The following is a 22,899-nucleotide window of genomic DNA, read 5'->3' on the forward strand; positions in this document are numbered from 1 at the left end:
ATTTAAAACGCTGGCTTTGGTTACCTTCTTTGCGACTGTTTGGAATCTTAAAATTGACATTTTTCAGACATATTTCTGTTTTATCGGGAGTAGGGGTTGGGGGAGGATCTTTGGTTTACGCCAACACATTACCTAAACCAAAAAGCCAGTTTTTTAATCATGGGTCCTGGGCTGGTTTAGCTGATTGGGAAAATGAGCTGGATCCTTTTTATGAGGAAGCCTGGAAAATGTTGGGAGCGGCCGAAAATCCCATGATGGAAACAGCCGAGAAAGACATGGAGCTTCTTGCCAATTCCATTAATAAGACAAATAGACCCACAAAAGTAGCCGTTTATTTTGGTGAAAGGGGTAGGGAAGTGGCGGATCCCTATTTTGATGGAAAGGGACCAACCAGAACAGGTTGCGTTGGCTGTGGTGCTTGTATGACCGGTTGCAGGTACAATGCCAAAAACACGCTAGATAAAAATTACCTTCACCTGGCTCAGCAGTTAGGTGCTGATATTTTGGCAGAACATGAAGTAAAAGATATTCAACCAATTGATAGTGAGGATGGAAGTTCCGGCTATCAAGTATTTTTTAAAAGTTCTACCAAAGTCTTTACTTCTACAAAAAAAGTTAACGGAAAGGGGATTGTGTTTTCTGGTGGCGTTTTGGGCACTGTGCCATTGTTACTGAAACTGAAGAAAAGCTCACTTCCCAGATTAAGCAATAAGGTGGGCGATGAGGTGAGATCAAACAACGAAGCTTTGATTTTGAATGTGACACTAGATAAAGAGAAAGACTATTCAAAAGGAATTGCTATTGGTTCTATCATCGACATAGATGAAAATAGCCATTTAGAGCCAGTAAAATACGGTGCTGGCTCGGGATTTTGGCGAATCTTAATGATGCCAATGGTTAGCGAAAACAATTTTTTGTTAAGAATATTTAAGCTATTGTTTACTCCGTTGAGTGATCCTATTCGTTGGATGAAAACAATTTTTGTTAATGACTTTGCTAAACGTTCTACAGTGCTATTGTTTATGCAGCACTTAGATAGTACACTAAGGTTTAAAAAGAATATTTTTGGCATGAGTACTAGCCTATCTAATGGAAAAGCACCTTCAGCATTTATTCCAGAAGCACACGATATTGCCAAAAAACATGCGAAAATCACCAATTCAAAATCAGTGGTAATGTTAACTGAAACTCTTACGGGTATTCCATCAACGGCTCATATTTTAGGTGGGGCAGTAATGGGGCAAGATGCCGAGTCTGGTGTGATTGATAGTGAAAATAGAGTATTTGGCTACACTAATATGTATGTATGCGATGGGTCAATGATCTCTGCTAACCCCGGTGTCAATCCATCATTGAGTATAACGGCAATTTCTGAAAGAGCTATGAGTAAAATTCCGAAAGCATCAATCTAACGAAAAACGACAATTGTTATATCAGCACCCCACCTCCAAAGAGGCAGGGTATCTGACATACACACACTATTCACTTGCTAAGTGAAATTGGTATTCTCCGGAAACCGATTCTACTCGGCCTCCTGTTGGCACTGCATCAGCAGTGAAGGTTAAAGTTAAGGCACTTGAAGTAACACTTACCGTAATTTGAGTATCGCCATCTCTGAGAATTAGACTGGGGTTATTATCGATAAAATCCCAGTTGCCAGAAGGCTCCCAAACCGGACTTAAGCCATTTTCTGTGGTATAGGTTTTATTACCTATATTCAATTTAAATCCGGTAAACTGGCTGGTTACATCAAACCCATCTTTGGATACACCAGCACTACTAAGTACCCAGTTTGTGCCGTTGTTCTGTAGCGTAATTAATTGCTGGTCTGTTTCACTTGGTGTAGAGTCGGAATCGTCTTTGCAGCTACTTAGGTAGATAAGTGATCCAAGACCAACTATGAAAAGTATAAATTTTAATTTTTTCATGATTTTATATTTTAAGTGGACCCACCTCTAAATCCCCGCCTGACCAGTCCTGTCGGGCAGGTCCTCCCAAGAGGAGACTTATTCCCCTCTTGGGAGAGGGGTGGGTATTATTGTTTAATAATTTTATGTGTTGTAACACCTTTAGAATTTGAGATGAGCAAGAAGTAAATACCTTTGTCTAACTGAGAAATGTCAGTACTCACATTAGGCCGGATGCTCATCACTTCGGAACCACGAATGTTCAATAATTGAAGCGTGATATTCTCTTCTTGTGTTTGAACAGTAAGCACATCAGCGGCAGGATTAGGGAATACTAATAAAGCTGAACTTTCACCTTCCAGACCAGTTACTGTTATTACTTCAAAAGACTGTTCCACAGGATCTGCAGGGAAGAATGCACCGTTACCAGCTTGTGAAGCGCTTACAACTATGGTTCCCAAATCAGTAAATGTAACCACATTTCCAGCTAGTGTTCCAGGACCTGAAACTAAATCAAAAGCAACAGCTAAACCCGAGCTGGCTGTGGCCGATAATGTGAGCGAGCCAGCCTCAAAAAACTGATTTTCTATAGCATTGAATGTAATTTCTTGTGCTTCTTGATCATCCACATCATTGATGGAAATAGTAAATTCCTTTTCAAAAGTGCCACCTCTACCATCGTTGGACTGAACACGAATAGAGTAACTAGATACTATTTCGAAATCAAAAACTTCTTTCGCAATCAGGTTACTTCCTGAGATATCAAAGGAGGCATTATCAGTATCACCATCGCCAGATACTAATGAATAAGAATGCATGTCAGTGTCATTGACATCTGCTGAGCTAAATGAGCCTATGACATCATCAAGAGCATTATTTTCATCAATTGAAGAATTGTTGAGGGTAATATCTGTCGGTGCAACATTCTCTTCTCGTACAGTAACTGTCCACTCTTGAACGGCCGTAGGATTTTCGGCTGTAAGTGTGTAAACAAATGCACTGCTAAAATCCTGAGCTACACCTGAGGCAGGATCTGCTGTGGCACCATCGGAGACAGTAAATGTAGGAGTGAGGTTGGTAAAATCCGTACCGGATACTACATCTATAACCACCGTATGATTCTCTGTGTCAATGATGGCATCAATAGCTTGTTCTGTAAAGCTAAATGCTGTGATGTCGTTAGCTGTGTTGCTACAATTCGTGCTGAAATTCGCCACCTCATCTACATTAGTAAAATTGGCTTCAGCATAAGCCACATCATCCACTGATATGCAAGTCAAATTTGGATTACCTGTTAAGTTGAGAGTTCCAATACTTGCGTTCGCACCATTTCTCAAATCAAGCGACTCCAAAGAAGTGGACGATAATGAAACACTAGACAAATCATTGTTTGATGATAGGTCTAATGTGGTGATTGAAGTTGAATTTAAAGAAATGAAGGTAAGCGTAGAGTTAGCACTTAAATCTATTGCATCAACAAGTGTGTTTGAGGCATCTAAATCATTTAAATCAACAAGATTGGTTACACTCAACCCTGATAAACTACTATTGCGCTGAACATATAAGGTTGCTATAGAGGAGTTATTAGCTAAGTCCAAAGATGTTAAATCATTGTCACTCAGAACTAATGTCACTAAATCTGGATTTGAACTTAGATCAACACTCACAACAGAATTATTACCTGCCAGAAGGCCAGTTAGATTTGAGAATGCCTCAATTCCAGTCAAATCTTGGATGGATTGATTTGAAGCATTAATAGACCCTGTGTAAGCTTCTGCTTCTTCAAAAGTAATTTCTCCGTCATCAATGGTATTTATAGAAGCATTAGCCAGTAGTGCGGCTTTGAAGTTGGCATCAGGAATATATACAACGTTACAATTCGTGCTAAACTCTGTCTGAGCATCAATATTGGTGAAATTAGCTTCCGCAAAAACAACATCATCTACAGAAATACATGTTAAGTTTGGATTATCTGTGGCATTAAAGTTTGTAATCGTCCCATTGTTGCCATTTCTTAAGTCCAATTCATTAAAATCGTTCTGCTCAATTCTTACCGTAGTCAAGTTCGGAAACATACTTAAATCAAGAGCACCCGTAAGATTATTATTCTGAACAAACAATTGAACTAAACTTGAGCCTTCTAAGGTTAAAGACGTTAATCCCATACCAGAAGCTCTCAAAAATCGAAGATTCGGACTTTCAGATAGGTCGAGCGTTGAAATACTTAGCCCGTCAACCCTTAGATCGTCCAGGTTGGTAAGGCCTGATAAATTGATTGCTGTAATTGGATTGCCGTAGATAAAAAGGCCTTCGAGCAATGTGTTGTTGGATACATTCAGATTTGAAATATTACAACTGTATGCATGCAAGACAGTCAATTGATCATTAACAGATATGTTAAGCCCTGAAAGATTGGGATTTCTATCAACTCTTAAATCTTCTAGTAATAGGTTAGTGGACAACTCAATACTTGATATATCATTTTGATCGACCCAAAGAGTTGTTACTTGTGAATTGTTACTAAGATCAATTTCTGTTAATTGATTATTGCTTAAAATGACCTCAATAAGCGTTGGGTTGTTACTTAAATCTATTTCGCCTAAGTCATTTCCACTTAGAGAAAGGTAATCAAGGGACTCATTGTTTGACAAGTCAATAGAAGTAAGATTATTAGTGTTAGCAGCTAATACATTAAGTGCTGTAAAAGCTTCTATGCCGGTTAAATCGGCAATACCGAGTCCTGCCAGTTGAAGATTGTTGACTATAGCTGCTTCTTGATAAGTAATTTCGCCATCATCTACTGTATTAATTGTTCCATTTGCTAAAAGGGCTGCCTTAAAATTGGCATCAGGGATATTTACTACACAATTTTCGCTATCACCGGTTATAGTCCAATTGGCGCCCCCGCCATCAGTCAGTGTAGCACGACCTGTTGCACCTAAACAATATTCAAGTCCATTTGCACCCAGAGTAATGCCAGTTTGTACAGTTTGTGCAGCCCAACCGTCAAGTAATTTATCGTAATTAATAGTAGATATTCCTGATGAATTTAACATGCCGCTCATGTTGGTTACATCGGCAATATCCCAGTTGCTCAAATCCTGATTGAATGAATTGGCCCCGGCAAACATATTGTCCATATTTGTCGCTGAACCCACATTCCAACCACTTATGTTGGCATTAAATGAGGAAGCATTTGCGAAAGTAGCCGTGAAAAATTCAACTTTAGAAACATCCCATGAGCTGATATCTTGATTGAAATCAGTAGCATTTAGAAAGAGATTTAGCATAGTCAATACGTTACCCACATCCCAACCTCCAATATCTTGATTGAAAGGTGTATTGAAGAATGTCTGGGAAAGGTTGGTGACATTAGAAACATCCCAATTGCTGATATCCTGGTTAAATGATGTGTTACCAAATAAGGACTGCATGTTATTTATATTGCTGACATCCCATGAACCAATTTCTCCATTGAACAAACTAACATCAAAGAACATCGCATATAGGTCAGTAACATTAGTCAGGTTAGGAGCATCAGTGGCATTATATGTCAGATTAGAACAACCAAAAAATGCTAATCTCATGCTTGTCCATTCAATATTTCCCCATTCTTCGATAGTTAGTATTTTATCTTTGTCACCGCCATTATTAAAATAGATTCTAGGGAAATCGCCCGAGATGGATACGGTGTAAATACCAGCATTCGCATACGTATGAGAAGCGTCACCGGTAAAGTTATTTTCTATAGTTCCATCACCCCAATCTACTGTTTAGTCGTATCCGGTACCCGTGGTAGGGATTGTAATCTGCTCACTTGCGGTAGTAGTTTGCCAGGTCGTTACAAAATCGTTGCAAACCTGACCTGCATCTGTAATTACCCAATTATTTGGGCCACTAGTCAAAATAGACCTTTCAGCGCTGGAGTTGCAATAATTTATTCCACTAGCTCCGAAAGGAACACCACTTTGAAGAGTCAGTGCTGACCAGCCTTTAATTAAGTTGTCATAATTTGTTGTGGAAAGTCCACTGTTATTGAACATATTTCCCATATCAGTGACTTCGCTTACATCCCAATTACTCAGGTTTCTGTCGAATGAAGGGGAATCAAAAAACATTGAATTCATGTTGGTTACATTACTAACATCCCATTTGCTTATATCTCCATTAAATGCAGAATTGCGGGCAAACATGTTGAACATTCTGGTTACACTGCTTACATTCCAAGTGTTCAAATTTTGATTAAAGGAATTAGCCCTAAAAAACATAGCTTTCATGTCGGTAACGTTGCTTACATCCCACATGCTTATGTCCTGATTGAAACTAGCTGCATCCGCGAACATATCCTCCATATCCAATACACTACTAACATTCCAATTACTAAGATCTTGATTGAATGATTCAGCATCGAAAAACATACCTTTCATGTCTGTTACACTGCTTACATCCCAATTATTAAGAGCTCGATTAAAAGCTAGTGTACCATATAGCATTTCAGACATGTTGGTAACGCTACTAACATCCCAGTTAGAAATATTACCATTGAAGCTAGTTGCTCCTCTGAACATCTGACTCATGTTAGTGACGCTGCCCACATTCCAATTACTGAGATCCTGATTAAAGGATTCAGCTTGATAAAACATTCCTTTCATATTTGTGACACTACTAACATCCCAATTATTAAGAGGTTGATTAAATGATGTCGCACCAAAAAACACATCTTGCATGAATGTGATGTTCGATGTGTTCCAGTTGTTAATGTTTGTATTAAAATTGACACAACCTTCAAACGTATCAACAAAAGAAATAGCATTCGAAAGGTCAGGCGTATCCGTTGCATTAACTACCAAGTTGATGCATCCGCGAAAGCTGAATTGATTCCATACTATGTCACCCCATTGTTCAACGGTTAGTAATTTTTCATTATCGCTATCACTACTCACAGGAAATATGAATCGAGGAAAAGCACCTGTTATGGAAACCGTATAAGTTCCTGGCGTAGAATAAGTATGTGTTTGTGGTAAGTTTGAGGTTATTCCTTCATCACTTGTTCCATCACCCCAATCAACAGAGTAATTGTATCCACCACCCCCGCCTAGTGTAGGAATGGTAATTTGGTTATCATCGGAAGCTCCGTCATTGTCGGTCTTCCATGTGGTAACAAAGGCCTGACTATGAGCCAGCCCGTATGTTACCAATAGCATTAATAAAGTGTGTGTAAACTTCTTCATGGTTATAGGGTTTAATTAAAATTCTGCCATGAAGTAGCTTATATAATAGGCTCCTTTACCTATACCTTAGGTCTAGTTTTGCACCTACCCACCCGGGTAGTTTTTATATATTCTTAAAATAATTATATGATTACTGTATAGAGTGAATAGTAGTTAGAAATTATCTACCAGATTTAATGGCGAATTGTAAGGCTTCTTTGCGGCTGGTTACACCTATCTTATCGTAGATCTTTTTGAGGTGGAACTTAACCGTGTTCACCGAAACAAAGGTTTTTTCAGCTATTTCACTATTGCTCATGTCACTAAGGGCCAGGTTTAATATCTCAGCTTCTCTTTCCGTTAAAGGATTTTCTAATTCTTTATTTAGCTTGTCGATATTTAAACCGGAAGTATCACCTTCTAGTGCCACTTTAATTTGATTTCTAAGGTCATTAATCTCTGCCGTGAGAAGTTTTTGTTTAAGTTTTTGTCTGGAAATAATTGTCCAAACGATAATGATTAAAGCAACTAAAACAATCACAAATATGATTGAGGTGAGAATGTATTGCGTACGTTGGCTAGCCAATTGTTCTTTGTTATAGATATTTTCTAAAGCCAACAACTCATTTTCCTGCTCTTTTTTGTACACCTCATACTTTACCTCAAGAAGTGAAACAGCTTTTTTATTATTGATATTGATAATGGAATCCTGCAGTTGTTGAAAAGAATTTAATGCGGCTAATGCGTCATAGGGTTGATTGCTCAATTTAAATGCCTGGGATTGTAGTTTATAGGTATCTTTTAACTCCACAAGTAATTGCTGATTTGCACATAACGATATATTTTCTCGACACATCTGAAGTGCCATTTCTGTATTTTTTAAGCCTAAATATGATTTTATGAGCGTTAAATTGGTTGCAGCAATATGCGGTATGTCATTTTTAGTTAACAAAAAAGAGCGAGCTTGGCTTGCTAACGTAATAGCTCGCTCATATTCTCGAGTTTTTAAGTGATATTGAGCCAAATCATTTCTTCTTAGCGCAACGTGAATGCTGTCATTCATGCTTAGATGTTGGTTTAAGGATAAGGTCAGATAATGATTAGCACTATCCAGATTATCAATAGCCAGATACGTTTTGCCTAGTACGCCTTGCCGTAGTGCTAAACTATTTGGGTTGCCACTACTTAATTCAAGAAGGGCGATTGACTCTTTGATGCTTTCAATTGCTTCAGTATAGTCACCCAACGTTATTTTTAGATCGGCAATGTTTCTCAAATCAAACCCAAGGCCGGCAGTATCTTTTTGAGCCAGATCAATATTATAGGCTTTTGTATGGTACTCAGTTGCCTGATCGATATCACCCAGTTTACCATAAATAAGTCCCAGATTGGCATACTGACCGGCAATTTCTGTAGAGTCACCTAAAGTTTGAGCCAACTTCAACGCTTGTATGTATTGAAGTAAGGCCTTATCGTAGATGCCTAATTCGCGATAACAAAAACCGGCATGGCTAACACTTTCCATATAATGGAGGATATTAGGCTCAATTTGTTTTTCATGTATGGCAATTGCCTCAAGGTAATACTGTAATGACTTATTAATATCATTTAAATAGTAGTAAGCATCAGCTTGCAATTGAAGGAGCCTGGCTTTGTTACTATGGGTTTTAGTATCTTTGATAAGAAGATCAGCCTGCTCAATGGCCTTTTTATATTCCGATTTTTCGATTAGCGCTTCTATATCACCAACACCCTGACCTTGAAGGGTCTGTGAAACTATTATTAGAAGTGAAAAAATGCTAACTCTAAGAAGATTTGACCACATACTCTAACGCTTCTCTTTTGTTCGCTACACCCAATTTTTGATAGATGTTACTCAAATGGAATTTAACTGTATTTATCGATACAAATAATGCTTCTGCTATTTCGCGATTCGCTTTTCCTTGCATTATGAGTTTTAATGCCTCCAATTCTCTATCGGTAAGTGGAGAATTGATTTTTTCATTGATCGAATCTATTTCTACATCTTCATAAACAGCATCACCTGATTGTATTTCAATAATTCGCTTTCTCAAAGCATCCAATTGAAACTCTTGTTGTAGTTTTTCTGCCTGTAGTTTTTTATTCCGTTGAGTAAAATAAACTGCGATTAATGCTAGAAGCATAAAACCAATTATAAAAAGACCTATTATTTGATTGCGTGCATTAGCCAGACTTACTTCTTTAAGATTGTTTTCAAGCTTCAATTGCTGAATCTCAGACTCTTTTTTTTCTGTTTCGTACTTGGTCTGAAGTTCTGCTAGTTGTTGAGTTATCTTTTCATTGAAGATCGAATCCTTCACTTCATGATAACTCACAACAAGTTCATAGGCCTCTTTATATTTCCCTTGTTTTTGGTAAATGTTTTGAAGCAAATCGGAAGCGTAGACAACATCTTGCTTTAAATCGTTTTGACGAACTAAGGCGAGGGCTTCGGATGCTAACGTTTCAGCTTTTTTATATTTTCCTTGTTTCAAATAGTCCTCAGCCATACTCTGTAGTACATTTGAATAGGCAGAGATGTACTTGATTTCTTCAAAAATAATCAAAGCGTCAGCAAAATATTCTTGCGCCTTTTGGTGATTTCCGGTAGCTGTATACACCGTTCCGATGTTCAGTAAGGTGTTTCCCAATCCTTCTTTCTCATTAATTCTTTCAAATATCTCTTTGGCTTTGACATAATAGTTGAGTTCTTCTTCAGCATTGCCCAAATAATAGGATATCAACCCCAGGTTGTTCAAGCCATGACCCCATCGCAAAGAGTCCCTGGCAATTTCAGATAGTCTTACAAACTCATTCAAATACTTCTGTGCGTTACTGTAGTCCTCGGTATACATAAAATCAATACCCAGGTTGTTGTGAGCATCTAACATGGCTGTCTTGTCATTCAATTTCTGCGACATTTTGAGCGCCTCCATACTGATTTTGGTAGAGATGTCATACCTGGCCAAATAGCTGTAATTTATCGATTTCGCTATTAATAGGCTTAATAACAGTGTATCATTAGGGCTTTTTTTTAAAATATTCTCTGCTTCTTCTATATATTTCAGCCCTAACTCTGGTCGGGATTCGGCATATTCTTTCCCAATGGCAGTACTAAGCAAAACTTGGTCTTTTTGAGATAAGCCTGGCTGACTTAAGCGTTGTAACAGACTATCCATACTGGTTTGTGCCTTCACTTGCGGGTTAAACCAAAGGAATAGAATTAACAGTGTAATTCTGCTTGATGAAAAATATTTAGACTTAACAAGCCCACTAAAGCCAAGAAGTCTGATCATGCCAAAGTATAGTTGTGTGTATCTACTAATATATTATGCTTTGTTCAATTAAAGAAGATAACTTGAATAATAGACCACACTTACAACTGCCAAAGTTTTTATATATTGACTCACTAACTTTTTATACAAGCTATTCGCACTATTGGAGGATTTAATGATGATAAGAGCCATGGTAATACCAAATGTTACACCTCCAATCCAAAGCATTTCTGAAGAGCCTTGTAAAGACAACATCAGAAAAAGCACGCCTATCACTAGAATGGCAGAGCTAATACCACCAAATTTTATAATTAGTTTATCAATGGCACCATCCGATTCGATGGGCTGATAAGCCCTTACGAAGCAGACCACTGCATACGTAGAAAGTGAGATCATTAACAGCTCAGCAGTGCCTTGCAAGTGCAGCATTTTGAAAAGTATACTTACTAAAACTAGTACTAAACTAATTAGCTCCACTTTGGGTATTATTGTTTCAAAAAGTAAACTTGCAAATCCTTTATTTCCTTCCATTACTTTATGACTTTACTTTATAAATTGTCCTTAAGTTATTTTTAGAACGTAGATACTCGCCTAAGTTTTAATTGCACCATTCACATAAACTTAGGAGGTTTAGTTGTTAATCATAGGAAGAAATTTTTCTCTATGATCATAAATAACCCAAAGATTAATGGCAAAAAATACAGATGCCAAAATCAAACCTTGGGGGGCAACAGTTAAATGCACTAGCATAATACCCACCATTACAGGGAAGAGCATAATGGCTCCTAATGGTCTTGTTCTTGGAATAACAAAAAGGATACCGCCCAATATTTCTATTATGGCAACAAGCGGCATGAGCCAGTATATTTCTTCAAAAGCTGCGTTCATTCTTTGCATACCTTCAGGCAAGTCTTCCGGTACGGGTATGTAGTTGAAAAACTTGTTTAAACCTGCATTAATAAACATTAAGCTGAATAATAGATAGACAACAAAAAGGATTTTAGTTTTCATATGATTTGAGGTTTAATTGATATTGTTAAATCAAGATAACAGGAAATACCATTATTTGCTAGCGGCTACAGAATTGAAATAGCCTTACATAGAATTACGAACAGTTAGTTCACTTCTTATTTTATTCATTAAAATAGAAACGATAAATCATTATATTTATCTCACCTTAAATCAAACTACTATGGAAATGTTTATTGGAATTGGAATAGTACTTCTATTGGTTATTTGGGTGGTGAGTATTTACAACCGCCTTGTTAAGCTCAGAAATAACCGTGAAAATGCCTTTGCAGACATTGATGTGCAATTGAAGCAGCGCCATGATTTGATACCGCAATTAGTAGATACTGTGCGTGGTTACATGAAGCACGAAAGTGAAGTGCTCACACGAGTTACCGAAGCACGTGCTGCAGCGATGGGCGCCAACTCAATAAACGATAAAATAGGTGCTGAAAATATGCTCACTAATGCATTGGGCGGACTAAAAGTGGCCGTTGAGGCGTACCCAGATTTAAAGGCAAGCACTAACTTTAGTAACCTTCAGGCAGAAATTTCTGATGTGGAAAATAAGTTGGCCGCTGTAAGACGGTATTTCAATTCTGCAACTAAAGAATTGAATAATGCGGTTCAGGTGTTTCCTTCCGTGCTATTTGCCGGAATGTTTGGGTTTAAAAAAGAACCCATGTTTGAAATTGCTGCTGACGATAGAAAAACCCACGAAACAGCTCCTAAGATAAGTTTTGAGTAATGCAATACGTAGGAGTACAAACTCAAATATGGCGAAACAACCGCCACTCAATAATACTTTTACTTGGCTTTCCGATTTTGCTTTTAGCGATGGTCTGGGCAATAATTCTTATTCTTAATAAAGATGAGCCAGGTGCTCTTGATTTGGCCAATGGTTATTTTGTTACAGCAGCACCATTCGTAGTTGGAGCCATTACTATTTGGTTTTTAATTGCCTGGGCTGCACAAGGTGCTATGATTCGCAAGGCAACAGGCGCAAAACCATTGGAGAGAAAAGAAAATATGCGGGTTTATAATCTCGTAGAAAACCTTGCCATGTCGCGCGGTATGCAAACCCCAAAAATCAATATTATTGAAGACGATTCGCTCAATGCTTTTGCCAGCGGACTCTCCAAAAATAATTATACCATCACACTTTCCCGAGGTATTATTGATAAGCTGGATGATAGGGAATTGCAGGCAGTGATTGCACACGAGCTCACTCATATAATGAATAAAGATGTAAGGTTATTAGTAATCTCCATCATATTTGTAGGCATATTTTCATTTATAGCCGAAGGATTAATGCGTACCTTTTTGCGCAGTTCTACAAGGCGAAGCTCAAGCTCTTCTTCTAGTGGCAAAAAAGGCAAAGGAGGTGGCGGAGGTATTGCACTCATTGTGGTGGTGGTTCTGCTGAGTTATCTTATCTCGCTGTTAATTCGGTTTTCCATTTCAAGAAAACGGGAGTTTATGGCTGATGCCGGAGCGGTTGAGCTTACAAAAGATCCTGAAGCACTGGCAAGTGCGTTACGCAAGATTTCGGCAGATCCGCTTATTGAAGCTGTAAGGAGAGATGATGTAGCACAAATGTTTATCGAACATCCTAAGAAAAAGAAATCATCCTTTTTCTCATTTTTCACCAACCTTTTTGCCACACATCCGCCTATAGAAAAACGAATTGAGGTGTTAGAGCAGTACTAAATTATTGGTTTGTATCTGAGTAAACTATATCGTTGTAATTCATAGGAATTTCTTAAATTATCATTCTATTGAATACATAATCGTTGCAACAAAGAACCGCTACTTTCTTTTTTCTTATCACATTCATGTGCAAACCCTATTTCGCTGTCAGTCAGCAAGATGAATCTTTAGTGATTGAAGAAGAAGGTAAAATTATAGAGGCAGCTAATCGGTATAAACCACGCCCCAAGTTCCTTGTATTCGAAACTGAGTTTATTAACAATTTTACGGTAACTTCTAATTCAGATGTAATTGGCAATGCAGAGGCTAACGTGTCTCAAAATCTGATAAGAGAGGGTAAGATTAAATTTCCTGTTGTGTTAAAAGAGCGCACCAATATAATAGGTGGGTTTGGTTATCGGCACGAACAATTTAAATTTAATAATCTAACAGACCCATCCTATCCACTATTTAGCAGGTTTGATGATAAGTCTTTAAAGAGGGTTACCTTCAGCAGTTATTTGAAGCATGATTTCAATGAGGAGAAATTCTTATTCATGTATTTCAACAGTTCACTTAATAGCGATCGGCCTAGGTTTAGATATTTTTTACCACAGCTAAAGATTTCCCTGGCTACATTAAAAGGCAAACGTATTGGCCTTCATAAAGAAATTGGTTATGGTATTTCCTTTGGATACGACTTCGGCCAACCGGCCATTTTTCCATTATTTATGTTAAACAACGATTTCGCTTTGCATTGGGGGTATGAATTGCTGCTGCCAAAGAGTGCTAAACTGAGATACTCACCCAATGCATCAAATCATTTTATTAGTACATTGGAATTGCAGGGCGCAAGCTATTATCTACGTGATAGTGTATTGGAAAATTTTGATGAACTGGAGTTTAGAAGGTCATCAATTCGTTTAACAGTATCTTATGAACGGGAAATCCATGATTGGTTATGGATTGGCTTGACGGCAGGTTATCGTGTACCAATAAACATCTTTTTATCTGAACAAGGTGAAAGAAGAAGAGATGCCATAATCACAGTTAAAGCCCAATCATCACCATATGTTAATTTTGCGATATTCCTGGTGCCTCCAAGCAAGTTATATAATAAAGCGAAGGGTAGTGGGTAGTAAATTATGCTTTAAAACTTCGATATGTTAGCGTTCGCCAAAGGTATTCTAAAGGGCCTTGATTATATTTTTTTAGCCAAATGGAACTAATAATGATTTGTATGATCCATATGGCAAAAACAATGGGTAACAACTCTGTTCTGGAAAATTGATTATAACAGCCTAAACCATAGCCATAAAATATGAACCCAACAAGTATATTCTGAAATATATAGTTGCTCAAGGCCATTCGCCCGATGTTTGTAATAAGTTTTAACTTAATCCTAGAGAAGTATTTTTGGTAAAGACCGTTAAATATAAGAATGTATCCTACACCTAGCAGTTCTTTTGGAAAAGTAAATAGGTAGCCTTTCCAAATACTGGTAACAGGATCAAAATACTCAAAAGTCCAATGGTAATATCTTAAATAGTTGATCACAAGGCCTAAAAAAAGAATACCAAAACTTATAGGCCAATAATAGTTGAGGGCTTGGTAGTCAGAAAATATCCCAGTTCGGTATAAAATTATACCTAAAATCATAACTAAGAGCGATGGGAATAATAATGATTGATAATAGACTAAACCTTTGTGAACACTGGCTTGCTCAAAAGTTTCTTTTAAGCCTTTAAAATAGGTGGGTCGCCTCATTTCAAGGGCCGTAGTGTCTGGCTTTTTCTTCTGAGTTAGTTTCTCCCAACTTTTTATGGTTCTAGTATCATCATCCGTTCGTTCGTCTTCCGGTAAATTGGTTGCCTGTAAGTAGGCCAACTTTTTGTGTAGTCTTTTACTAGTTTGCTCGTGTGATTTTATAAGCATGAGTACACCAAATAAGGCAGCAATCAGTGCTAAATTTCTGGTTTTGATGGATCTGAAAGGGAATAATAAGAATCCACAGATTGCATAGTGGTAAAGTACATCGCCATTCCAAATAAAATAAGCATGCACCACACCTATAACAAATAGCCACAACAAGCGTCTGGCATAAATATCCATAGCCTTAAGACCTATTTTTTTTCTCTCAAGCCTTTCAAGAAAGATGTAAAATCCAACTCCAAATAAGAGGGCAAACATTGTGTAGAATTTACCTTGGGTTAAGAAATATATCCAAAAACGGGTAGCGTAGTCAGCCGAACCATTAAAGCCATTTTTCCAGGGAAGAAAAGGGCTAGGGTAAGCAAAGTTTTCAATGTTAATAAATAGAATCCCTAGGATGGCGATACCTCTTAAAAAATCGAGGGAAGTAATTCTTTCTGAATATTGTGTTGATTTTAGTCGAGCTGTCAAATTGTAAAATATTCGAGAAAGTTAAACTTAACTAAGAATAAGATTTTAGTTACTCAAAATAATCATTAATAATTTTCTGTTTATGGGTTTCAATATGCTCAACAAGGGCCATACCCGCAGGTGTTAGGTTTTTGCCAGAGCCCCAAACCAAATTCCAATTGGTAATGATAGGTAAACCAGGCAGGGGAATGGTTTTAATAAGCTCTAACTGCAAAGAATGCCGCAAACCAATTAATGGCATAATAGAAACACCAAGACCTGCCATTACAGCTTGCTTTACAGCCTCGTTAGAAGTTAATTCCATGGTTCTTTTTGGCCTTATTTTATTTTTGGTAAGGAAGCTTTCCATAGCCTTTCTGGTCGCAGAACCTTGTTCCCTCAATATCAAAGGTATTTCTTCAAGCGTTTTAAGGGTTAAATTCTGAGCCTGCTCGAAATATGCTTTTCCACACATTAATTCTAACACATTATCCATTAATTCAATCCTTTCTAAGGCCATCTCTGGCAGAACGGATACAAGCGCAAAATCCGTGTCATTGCGGGCCAGGCTTTCAACCACCAGGTTTTTGTTTGTTACATCAATGGAAATATCTACGTTCGGGTGTTCATGCACAAATTCTGTGAGAAAATAGGGAATAACATATTTTCCGGTGGATACAGATGATATTTTAATACGGCCTGTCAGTAATCCTTTATACTGATTAGTAGTATCATTAATAAGGTCCGCACCTTCTAATAATCGCTCGCTTAGAATATTAATACGCTGTCCAAAATCAGTAATAAATAGTTGGCGACCAATCACTTCTGTTAGCGGTATATCAAATTGTTCCTGTAGTTTTTTCAGCTGGATTGATACCGCTGGTTGCGTTAGGTGCAAAGCTTCTGCAGCTTTTGTAATGCTTTTTAACTCACAAACTTTTGAAAATACTTTGAGTTGATGTAATGTGTAATGCATAACTGTATGTTAATGTATTAGATAAATATATTAAATAAAAATTTATAAAAAATGTTTTTCACATTTGCATAAAAAAAAATAAATGCATTATGTCTATCTACATTAACTCTTCTTATTTAAATAATAGACCAGAGGTGGTAGGCAAATCGACTGGATATTTTGTTTCTGCGGGCTTGCCAAATAACATAATTGCAAAATAGAACAAGATATATAAAACAGTTACTTATCTAAGGAAAAACCATGTGTAAACATTTTTAAACTTTCTTAATTGATAGATAATTTAACAAACCCTGCGCTCTTATTTTTCCTGCTTGGCATTTTTGCTTCGCAAGTAAAGAGTGATCTGAAAATTCCTGAAAATTCTTCCAAGTTTATCTCTATTTATCTTTTACTCTCCATTGGGTTTAAAGGTGGTCAGGAGTTGGCACATTCCTCACTGGATGGTGAAATAGTTTGGAGCATGATATTAGGGATATTCCTGGCATTGATTGTTCCGCTTTATACTTTCTTTATTCTTAAGGCGAAACTAAGCGTAGAAAATGCAGGGGCTATTGCAGCAGCTTTTGGCTCTGTGAGTGCCGTAACATTTGTTACTGCCATCTCATTTTTAGACTTTGAACAGGTATCGTATAACGGCCATATGATTGCAGTTATGGCGCTCATGGAAGCTCCAGCGATAATTGTAGGTGTGCTCCTAATTAACGTGTTTGCCAAAGGTAATAATACAAATGCCCCTATGCCTGAAATAGTGAAACACTCATTAAATAATGCCAGTGTGTTATTGATTTTGGGCAGCATGGTCATCGGTTTTCTGGCAAGTGAAGAACAAGCAGAAGGAATAAGACCATTTACAACGGATATTTTTAAAGGTTTTCTTGCTGTATTTCTTCTTGACATGGGCATTACTGCAGGGGCTCAAATAAAGAGCCTTTTTAAGAACGGTGTATTTGTGGTTGTGTTTTCTACAGTGGTTCCGTTCATCAACGGTTTAATGGCACTATATCTGGCTTCATTAATTACTCATTCGGCTGGTAATATGTTGTTGTTTGCATTGTTAGGCGCAAGTGCTTCATATATAGCTGTGCCTGCAGCCATGAAAAATGCTGTGCCTTCAGCTAACCCGGGTCTGTATTTACCTATGGCGTTAGGCATAACCTTTCCGGTGAATGTAATATTCGGAATACCTTTTTATTATATGATCATAACTCATTTCATTATCTGAAAAATTAAATAGTACCATTATGAATAATCAAATTTTAGAGCAGAAGAATAACAAAAATAAAGTAAGTAGTGCGGTTAAAGTGGCCATCGCTAAAGGTGATGGCATTGGCCCTGAAATCATGGATGCTACGCTTAAAATTATGCAGGCAGCTGGTGCCAATGTTGAGCCAGAATTTATTGAGTTGGGTGAAAAGGCTTATTTGGCAGGTCATACGGCAGGCATTACGCAAGAATCTTGGGATGCTATACATAAAAGCAAGATCATTTTAAAGGCACCCATTACCACACCACAAGGCAAAGGCTACAAAAGTTTAAATGTAACGCTTCGTAAATCACTTGCTTTATATGCTAATGTTAGACCGGTAAGTGCTTTGCACCCATATATACAAACTCATTTCCCTGGGATGGACGTGGTTATTATACGAGAGAATGAAGAAGACCTGTATGCCGGCATTGAGCACCAGCAAACACAAGATGTTGTTCAATGTCTCAAGTTAATTACTCGCCCGGGCTGCGAGCGAATAGTAAGATATGCGTTTGAGTATGCTAAAGCATATGGCAGAAAGAAAGTTACCTGCATGGTAAAGGATAATATCATGAAATTAACTGACGGCTTGTTTCATCAGGTGTTTGATGAAATTGCTGTTGAATACCCTACTATTCAGTCAGAAACACAAATTATCGATATAGGATCAGCCAGGTTAGCTGCCAAACCGCAGAATTATGATGTAATTGTAACCTCCAATTTATATGGAGATATTATTTCAGATATTGCTGCAGAAATAGCAGGATCTGTAGGCATGGCTGGCTCCGCTAATATTGGAACCAACGTGGCCATGTTTGAAGCCATACATGGATCAGCCCCCGATATTGCAGGTAAAAATAGTGCCAACCCTTCTGGCTTACTAAATGCCGCTGTTATGATGCTTGCACATATCGGGCAGGCAGAAGTGGCTGATAAAATTAAAAATGCCTGGCTCACGACATTAGAGCATGGATATCACACAGCTGATATTTACCAGGAAGGAATTAGTAAACAAAAAGTTACCACAGAGGATTTTGCCGATGAAGTAATCGCAAGATTAGGCTTACAACCTGAGAAGCTTCCTGTAAGCCAATTAAGTGAAGGCACTGGAGAAATAAAAATTCCAATCTACCAGCGTAAGCAAGAAAAGAAAGAGTTGGTAGGTGTCGATGCGTTTATCGATTGGCAAGGTAATGATCCGGAAGAAATTGGCCAGGCACTTGCTAAAATTCAGGCTTATAAATTAAAACTGAAAATGATTACCAATCGTGGTGTGAAGGTATTTCCGGAGGGTCTTAAGGAAACTTATTGTACTGACCATTGGAGATGCAGGTTTGTTGCGATTGACAGTCAACCTAAAGGAACACCGGTATATCAACCGATCAACTATGAACAAGTGGTTGATCTTTTATCAAAACTTAATAATGCCGGATTTGATGTGATAAAAACAGAGAACCTTTATGAGTTTGATGGGAGGCGTGGTTTTTCATTAGGACAAGGAGAGTGATGAACTGTTTTTTAACATATTCAAAGCTCATTCTTAGAAGAGTGAGCTTTTGCCCTAAACTCCTTAATAAAGAATATCGAAAGTGCTTAGGCTATCTTTCAAAAGCGGATAGAAGAAGGTTGAATAAATGGGTAAGTAGACAACACTTCAGATTTGAGGTAATGAAGTATTCAAGATTCTGCATTCAATAATGAACAAACCTGGGATATATTCCGCTTTTAAAGACTCCGCCTGGGTAGTGGTGGGCACCCTTTCTGCCGCATTTGGGCTCAAGGGTTTTCTTTTGCCAAATAATTTTATTGATGGTGGGGCAACTGGAATATCTCTTTTAATCGCTGAAACAACCAAGATTGACCTATCGCTAACCATTGTGCTTATTAATATCCCATTTATTTTGGTTGGTTTTTGGCACATGTCTAGGAAGTTTGTGATTAAAACCATTTTTGGCGTATGCCTGATGGCTATATTTCTACTAGTGATTAGCTTTCCCGTACTCACTTCAGACAAGCTTTTGGTAGCTATTTTTGGTGGTTTCTTTCTAGGTGCAGGAATCGGTTTGAGCATCAGGGGTGGCTGTGTGATAGATGGCACAGAAGTTCTTGCACTGCATCTGAGTAGAAAATTTGGGCAATCACTTGGCGACATGATTATGATTATCAATATCATCATATTTCTTGTTGCGGCCTTATTACTAAGTGTAGAGTCTGCTCTCTATTCAATGATTACATATTTTTTTGCCATGAAAACGATGGACTATATCATTCAGGGAATTGAAGAATACTTGGGTGTTTGGGTAATATCAAAGAACAGCGCAATCATTAAAGAAAATATGGTTAATGAAATGGGTATGGGTGTTACAGTTTTTAAGGGTAGTGGGGGGTATGGAAAAAATGGGCTAATAATGGATGAAAATGATATTCTCTGTACGGTGGTAAGTCGGTTAGAGCTTTTAAAGATCAATCGATTGTTAGAAAAAACGGATCCATCGGCATTTATTATAGTACAAGGAATTAGAGACGTAAGAGGTGGGGTTTTAAATAGAAAAATAAACATTGGATAATATGAAAAACATGAAAAATTGGTTGGTTGAACTGAATGCAGCTGTTTTAAGCACAGAGGCAATGAATAACATTATCATGTTAGCTAACCAGCTTAAACCAGAAAAAATACACTTTTTACATATTGCTAGGCAAGTGGAGTTGCCTTCTGAATTGGAATCTGAGTTTCCTGATCTACAGCAAGTAGAGTTAAAAAGTGTATCTGAAAAGATACAGGATAAAGTGGGACTTCAACTGCCTAAAGAAACCAAGTGTATTGTCACAACCAAAATCGGGAATTCATTGCGGAACTATTCCATACGGCTAAAGAAGAAAATTCAGATGTGATTGTATGCACTAATGAATCGCCAATAAAAAAAATGCTGAAAAACGCACCATGCCATTTGTTGGTGGTTCCTGTTAAGCAATTACATATTACAGAATTGTTTTCGCCAATCGATTTGTCTGATCAGACCGGTAGTAGTCTGGAATGGATAAATGGGCTCAACGAACAGCTAAATATAGACAAGGTGGCAGCTATGCATTTCTACAAAGATGCCTCTCACTACATAAATCAAGTTTGTGAATCACCCTTTGAGGTAGAAGAAGTAGTAAAAGAAAGAAATGCGTTGAATCTTAAACTTCAAACTTATGCCAAATATAAAATCAATGGATTTATAAATAGCAACAAACATTTACCGAATCTTATGGTAGATGAATATATGCTTGCGAGAGGTGCAGAGTTAGGCGAAACTATGAGAAAAGTAATTAATAACACCAAAGCTCAAATGATATTACTTACAACTAGCCGGGTGTCAAGTAGTAAGCCGGGTATTTTAGCAAACGCAACTGATATATTAAATGAGTACCAAAATGATAAATATTATCTAATCACAAAAAGAAAGGAAGAAACCGCAGGGTTATTTAAATCCTTACTTAATTTTGCTTGATAACGGAAATACAAATTTCGTTTTAAGAGTAGCAACTGATAAAGGAGCTACTCTTTTTTTATGTAATTATTATCGAGATATCGAAACATTTTAGTTTTAGGGGCGTTTAAAGCTATTGTAAATAATAGTAATACTATTATTAAATAGAGTTTATGTGTTACTAATGAGAGTACTATGGCAATATTGCAATTATTAATGAATGACAAGCTTTTTCTTCGAGATCCGCAAGAAACCGATTTAGGAAGAAAAATACTACAGGAAGGTATTGCCATGATTGATGAACTTGGTTTTGAAAAGTTTACCTTTAAAAAACTTGCTGTTAAAATAGAATCAACAGAAGCATCAATATATCGTTACTTTGAAAATAAGCATAAACTATTGGTTTATCTCATAGCTTGGTATTGGAACTGGTTAGATTATAAAATTGATTATGGTACTCAGAATATTGATGACCCTATTCAAAAATTAGAAATTGCCTTACGTATTGTCTCTGAAGATAAAAAGAGGGATTACTCTTTTCCACAGATTGATGAAGAAGCTCTTTATAGAATCGTAAAAGTTGAATCAGACAAAACGTATCTTACCAAACAAGTAGATAATGATAATAAAGAGGGTTTATTCAGAGGTTATAAATCATTATGCACTCGAATAGCGTCATATATTAAAGAATACAATCCCAATTATCAGCATCCTAATTCATTAATTAGTACAGTACTGCAAGCGGCACATCATCAACTGTTTTATGCAGAGCACCTGCCTGCATTAACTGATTTGAAATGTGATGAAAACGTACACGAACAGAGTAAACTCTTCTTAACAGACATGGTTCTAAAAACGATTAAAGCTTAATCCATGAACAGTAATCAGATCATACAAATCATTCGCGATTCTGCCAGCCTGCTTAAGCAGGATTTTGATGGATTGGCATTGAGTGAGATAGATTCTAGCCCAAGGGGTTACACCCGTTTAGAACTGGCTGAATTCAAACGAGATCTTATAGAGGCAGCCAATAAACAGCGTATCATTTACCTGGATAACCAACTACCATTTGATGAATTCGCCACTTTTATTCAGGAAGTTGAAATACCAATAGTAGCTTTTGAAGATAGCGGGAAAGATTTGGTGCCAATCATTATATACAAGCAAAATCGTGAGCTGCAGGTATTACGGTTGGGCAAAGACGCATCACATACGTTTGAATACGATGTGGACTACAGTAGAAAACTGTATATGGAAGATGAAAAAGTGCAGTTTATGGGAGTATTCTCGTACCAAAGTCTGGTGAGTGACGACCCAGAGGATGGAGAGAAAACAAAAAAATTAAGCCCTGTTCAGCGTCTTATCCGCCTGCTTTCTGAGGAGAAAAGGGATATTTTTTACATTTATGTGTACGCGGTGTTGGTGGGTCTTATTAGTTTAACATTGCCATTGGGTATACAAGCTACAGTTTCCCTTATTTCAGGGGGCGTTGTTTTTAGTTCTGTATATGTGTTAATTGGGTTGGTAATTGCCGGAGTATTGGCTACAGGAGGGTTGCAAGTAATGCAGATTACCTTAGTGGAATACCTGCAAAGACGAGTATTTACAAAAGCGGCCTTTGAGTTCGCCTTTCGGGTTCCACGCATAAAAGCCGAAGCTTTGTTAAACTACTATCCGCCAGAGTTAATGAACCGCTTTTTCGATGTGCTAAC

Annotated in this window: 19 protein-coding genes and 1 pseudogene; 11 read left to right on the forward strand and 9 right to left on the reverse strand. The window is 37.5% G+C overall.

Features of this window, described 5'->3' with window-relative positions:
• Positions 1–1,412 (forward strand): GMC family oxidoreductase (locus RLO81_RS02315; protein ID WP_350106652.1); only part of this gene is annotated, 1,412 nt, incomplete at its 5' end.
• 66 nt (positions 1,413–1,478) lie between these two features.
• Here the strand turns inward: RLO81_RS02315 and RLO81_RS02320 are convergent.
• The 7 genes from RLO81_RS02320 to RLO81_RS02350 form a co-directional block, all read right to left on the reverse strand.
• Positions 1,479–1,928, reverse strand: coding sequence for a hypothetical protein (locus tag RLO81_RS02320; RefSeq protein ID WP_350106655.1), 450 nt, complete (start codon positions 1,926–1,928; stop codon positions 1,479–1,481).
• 107 nt (positions 1,929–2,035) lie between these two features.
• Positions 2,036–5,494: a BspA family leucine-rich repeat surface protein gene (locus RLO81_RS02325; protein ID WP_350106658.1), complete on the reverse strand. Its 3,459-nt coding sequence runs from the start codon at positions 5,492–5,494 to the stop codon at positions 2,036–2,038.
• A gap of 186 nt (positions 5,495–5,680) precedes the next feature.
• Positions 5,681–7,138 (reverse strand): BspA family leucine-rich repeat surface protein, encoded by a 1,458-nt coding sequence (locus RLO81_RS02330; protein ID WP_350106661.1) that lies wholly within the window; start codon positions 7,136–7,138, stop codon positions 5,681–5,683.
• Between the two features lie 160 nt (positions 7,139–7,298).
• Positions 7,299–8,942, reverse strand: coding sequence for a tetratricopeptide repeat protein (locus tag RLO81_RS02335; RefSeq protein ID WP_350106664.1), 1,644 nt, complete (start codon positions 8,940–8,942; stop codon positions 7,299–7,301).
• On the reverse strand, positions 8,923–10,434 hold the full coding sequence (locus RLO81_RS02340) for a tetratricopeptide repeat protein (protein ID WP_350106667.1): 1,512 nt from the start codon (positions 10,432–10,434) through the stop codon (positions 8,923–8,925). Before RLO81_RS02340 ends, RLO81_RS02335 begins: the two co-directional genes overlap by 20 nt.
• Positions 10,435–10,482: 48 nt before the next feature.
• Positions 10,483–10,944 (reverse strand): GldL-related protein, encoded by a 462-nt coding sequence (locus RLO81_RS02345; protein ID WP_350106670.1) that lies wholly within the window; start codon positions 10,942–10,944, stop codon positions 10,483–10,485.
• 99 nt (positions 10,945–11,043) lie between these two features.
• Positions 11,044–11,424 carry a DoxX family protein gene (locus RLO81_RS02350; RefSeq protein ID WP_350106673.1) on the reverse strand — a complete coding sequence of 127 codons (381 nt, stop codon included), beginning with the start codon at positions 11,422–11,424 and terminating at the stop codon, positions 11,044–11,046.
• Between the two features lie 181 nt (positions 11,425–11,605).
• Here RLO81_RS02350 and RLO81_RS02355 point away from each other — a divergent pair, with 181 nt between their 5' ends.
• The 3 genes from RLO81_RS02355 (at position 11,606) to RLO81_RS02365 (ending at position 14,249) form a co-directional block, all read left to right on the forward strand.
• Positions 11,606–12,169 (forward strand): LemA family protein, encoded by a 564-nt coding sequence (locus RLO81_RS02355; protein ID WP_350106676.1) that lies wholly within the window; start codon positions 11,606–11,608, stop codon positions 12,167–12,169.
• Complete coding sequence (locus RLO81_RS02360) at positions 12,169–13,131, forward strand: M48 family metallopeptidase (protein ID WP_350106679.1); 963 nt, start codon at positions 12,169–12,171, stop codon at positions 13,129–13,131. Before RLO81_RS02355 ends, RLO81_RS02360 begins: the two co-directional genes overlap by 1 nt.
• An 83-nt stretch (positions 13,132–13,214) precedes the next feature.
• Entirely contained in the window at positions 13,215–14,249 is a 1,035-nt protein-coding gene (locus tag RLO81_RS02365; protein ID WP_350106682.1) for a hypothetical protein, read from the forward strand.
• 4 nt (positions 14,250–14,253) lie between these two features.
• Here the strand turns inward: RLO81_RS02365 and RLO81_RS02370 are convergent, their stop codons facing one another.
• Entirely contained in the window at positions 14,254–15,513 is a 1,260-nt protein-coding gene (locus tag RLO81_RS02370; protein ID WP_350106685.1) for a DUF418 domain-containing protein, read from the reverse strand.
• Between the two features lie 49 nt (positions 15,514–15,562).
• Positions 15,563–16,468: a LysR family transcriptional regulator gene (locus RLO81_RS02375; RefSeq protein ID WP_350106688.1), complete on the reverse strand. Its 906-nt coding sequence runs from the start codon at positions 16,466–16,468 to the stop codon at positions 15,563–15,565.
• A gap of 268 nt (positions 16,469–16,736) precedes the next feature.
• On the opposite strand from RLO81_RS02375, the gene RLO81_RS02380 reads away from it, so the two are divergent.
• The 7 genes and pseudogenes from RLO81_RS02380 to RLO81_RS02410 all read left to right on the forward strand — a co-directional run.
• On the forward strand, positions 16,737–17,690 hold the full coding sequence (locus RLO81_RS02380; protein WP_350106691.1) for a sodium-dependent bicarbonate transport family permease: 954 nt from the start codon (positions 16,737–16,739) through the stop codon (positions 17,688–17,690).
• Positions 17,691–17,709: 19 nt separating this feature from the next.
• Positions 17,710–19,221: an NADP-dependent isocitrate dehydrogenase gene (locus RLO81_RS02385; protein ID WP_350106694.1), complete on the forward strand. Its 1,512-nt coding sequence runs from the start codon at positions 17,710–17,712 to the stop codon at positions 19,219–19,221.
• Positions 19,222–19,411: 190 nt separating this feature from the next.
• The gene (locus RLO81_RS02390) at positions 19,412–20,281 is read left to right on the forward strand and encodes a YitT family protein (protein ID WP_350106697.1); all 870 of its coding nucleotides are present in this window, start codon (positions 19,412–19,414) and stop codon (positions 20,279–20,281) included.
• Between the two features lies 1 nt (position 20,282).
• The gene (locus RLO81_RS02395; RefSeq protein WP_350106700.1) at positions 20,283–20,606 is read left to right on the forward strand and encodes a hypothetical protein; all 324 of its coding nucleotides are present in this window, start codon (positions 20,283–20,285) and stop codon (positions 20,604–20,606) included.
• Positions 20,607–20,638: 32 nt separating this feature from the next.
• Positions 20,639–21,208, forward strand: a complete 570-nt coding sequence (locus RLO81_RS02400) for a hypothetical protein (protein ID WP_350106702.1) — start codon at positions 20,639–20,641, stop codon at positions 21,206–21,208.
• Positions 21,209–21,382: 174 nt separating this feature from the next.
• On the forward strand, positions 21,383–22,057 hold the full coding sequence (locus RLO81_RS02405) for a TetR/AcrR family transcriptional regulator (RefSeq protein WP_350106705.1): 675 nt from the start codon (positions 21,383–21,385) through the stop codon (positions 22,055–22,057).
• Between the two features lie 3 nt (positions 22,058–22,060).
• Positions 22,061–22,899: pseudogene (locus tag RLO81_RS02410) on the forward strand (peptidase domain-containing ABC transporter); the annotation flags it as partial.

The organism is Fulvivirga sp., assembly GCF_040220315.1.
GTDB lineage: Bacteria > Bacteroidota > Bacteroidia > Cytophagales > Cyclobacteriaceae > Fulvivirga.

Coding starts and splice junctions, on each gene's coding strand:
- RLO81_RS02400 (WP_350106702.1), top strand. CDS start 20,639: ATGCTGAAAAACGCACCATGCCATTTGTTGGTGGTTCCTGTTAAGCAA.
- RLO81_RS02405 (WP_350106705.1), top strand. CDS start 21,383: ATGGCAATATTGCAATTATTAATGAATGACAAGCTTTTTCTTCGAGAT.
- RLO81_RS02325 (WP_350106658.1), bottom strand. CDS start 5,494: ATGAGATTAGCATTTTTTGGTTGTTCTAATCTGACATATAATGCCACT.
- RLO81_RS02355 (WP_350106676.1), top strand. CDS start 11,606: ATGGAAATGTTTATTGGAATTGGAATAGTACTTCTATTGGTTATTTGG.
- RLO81_RS02320 (WP_350106655.1), bottom strand. CDS start 1,928: ATGAAAAAATTAAAATTTATACTTTTCATAGTTGGTCTTGGATCACTT.
- RLO81_RS02385 (WP_350106694.1), top strand. CDS start 17,710: ATGAATAATCAAATTTTAGAGCAGAAGAATAACAAAAATAAAGTAAGT.
- RLO81_RS02350 (WP_350106673.1), bottom strand. CDS start 11,424: ATGAAAACTAAAATCCTTTTTGTTGTCTATCTATTATTCAGCTTAATG.
- RLO81_RS02340 (WP_350106667.1), bottom strand. CDS start 10,434: ATGATCAGACTTCTTGGCTTTAGTGGGCTTGTTAAGTCTAAATATTTT.
- RLO81_RS02330 (WP_350106661.1), bottom strand. CDS start 7,138: ATGAAGAAGTTTACACACACTTTATTAATGCTATTGGTAACATACGGG.
- RLO81_RS02335 (WP_350106664.1), bottom strand. CDS start 8,942: ATGTGGTCAAATCTTCTTAGAGTTAGCATTTTTTCACTTCTAATAATA.
- RLO81_RS02395 (WP_350106700.1), top strand. CDS start 20,283: ATGAAAAACATGAAAAATTGGTTGGTTGAACTGAATGCAGCTGTTTTA.
- RLO81_RS02360 (WP_350106679.1), top strand. CDS start 12,169: ATGCAATACGTAGGAGTACAAACTCAAATATGGCGAAACAACCGCCAC.
- RLO81_RS02390 (WP_350106697.1), top strand. CDS start 19,412: ATGAACAAACCTGGGATATATTCCGCTTTTAAAGACTCCGCCTGGGTA.
- RLO81_RS02375 (WP_350106688.1), bottom strand. CDS start 16,468: ATGCATTACACATTACATCAACTCAAAGTATTTTCAAAAGTTTGTGAG.
- RLO81_RS02345 (WP_350106670.1), bottom strand. CDS start 10,944: ATGGAAGGAAATAAAGGATTTGCAAGTTTACTTTTTGAAACAATAATA.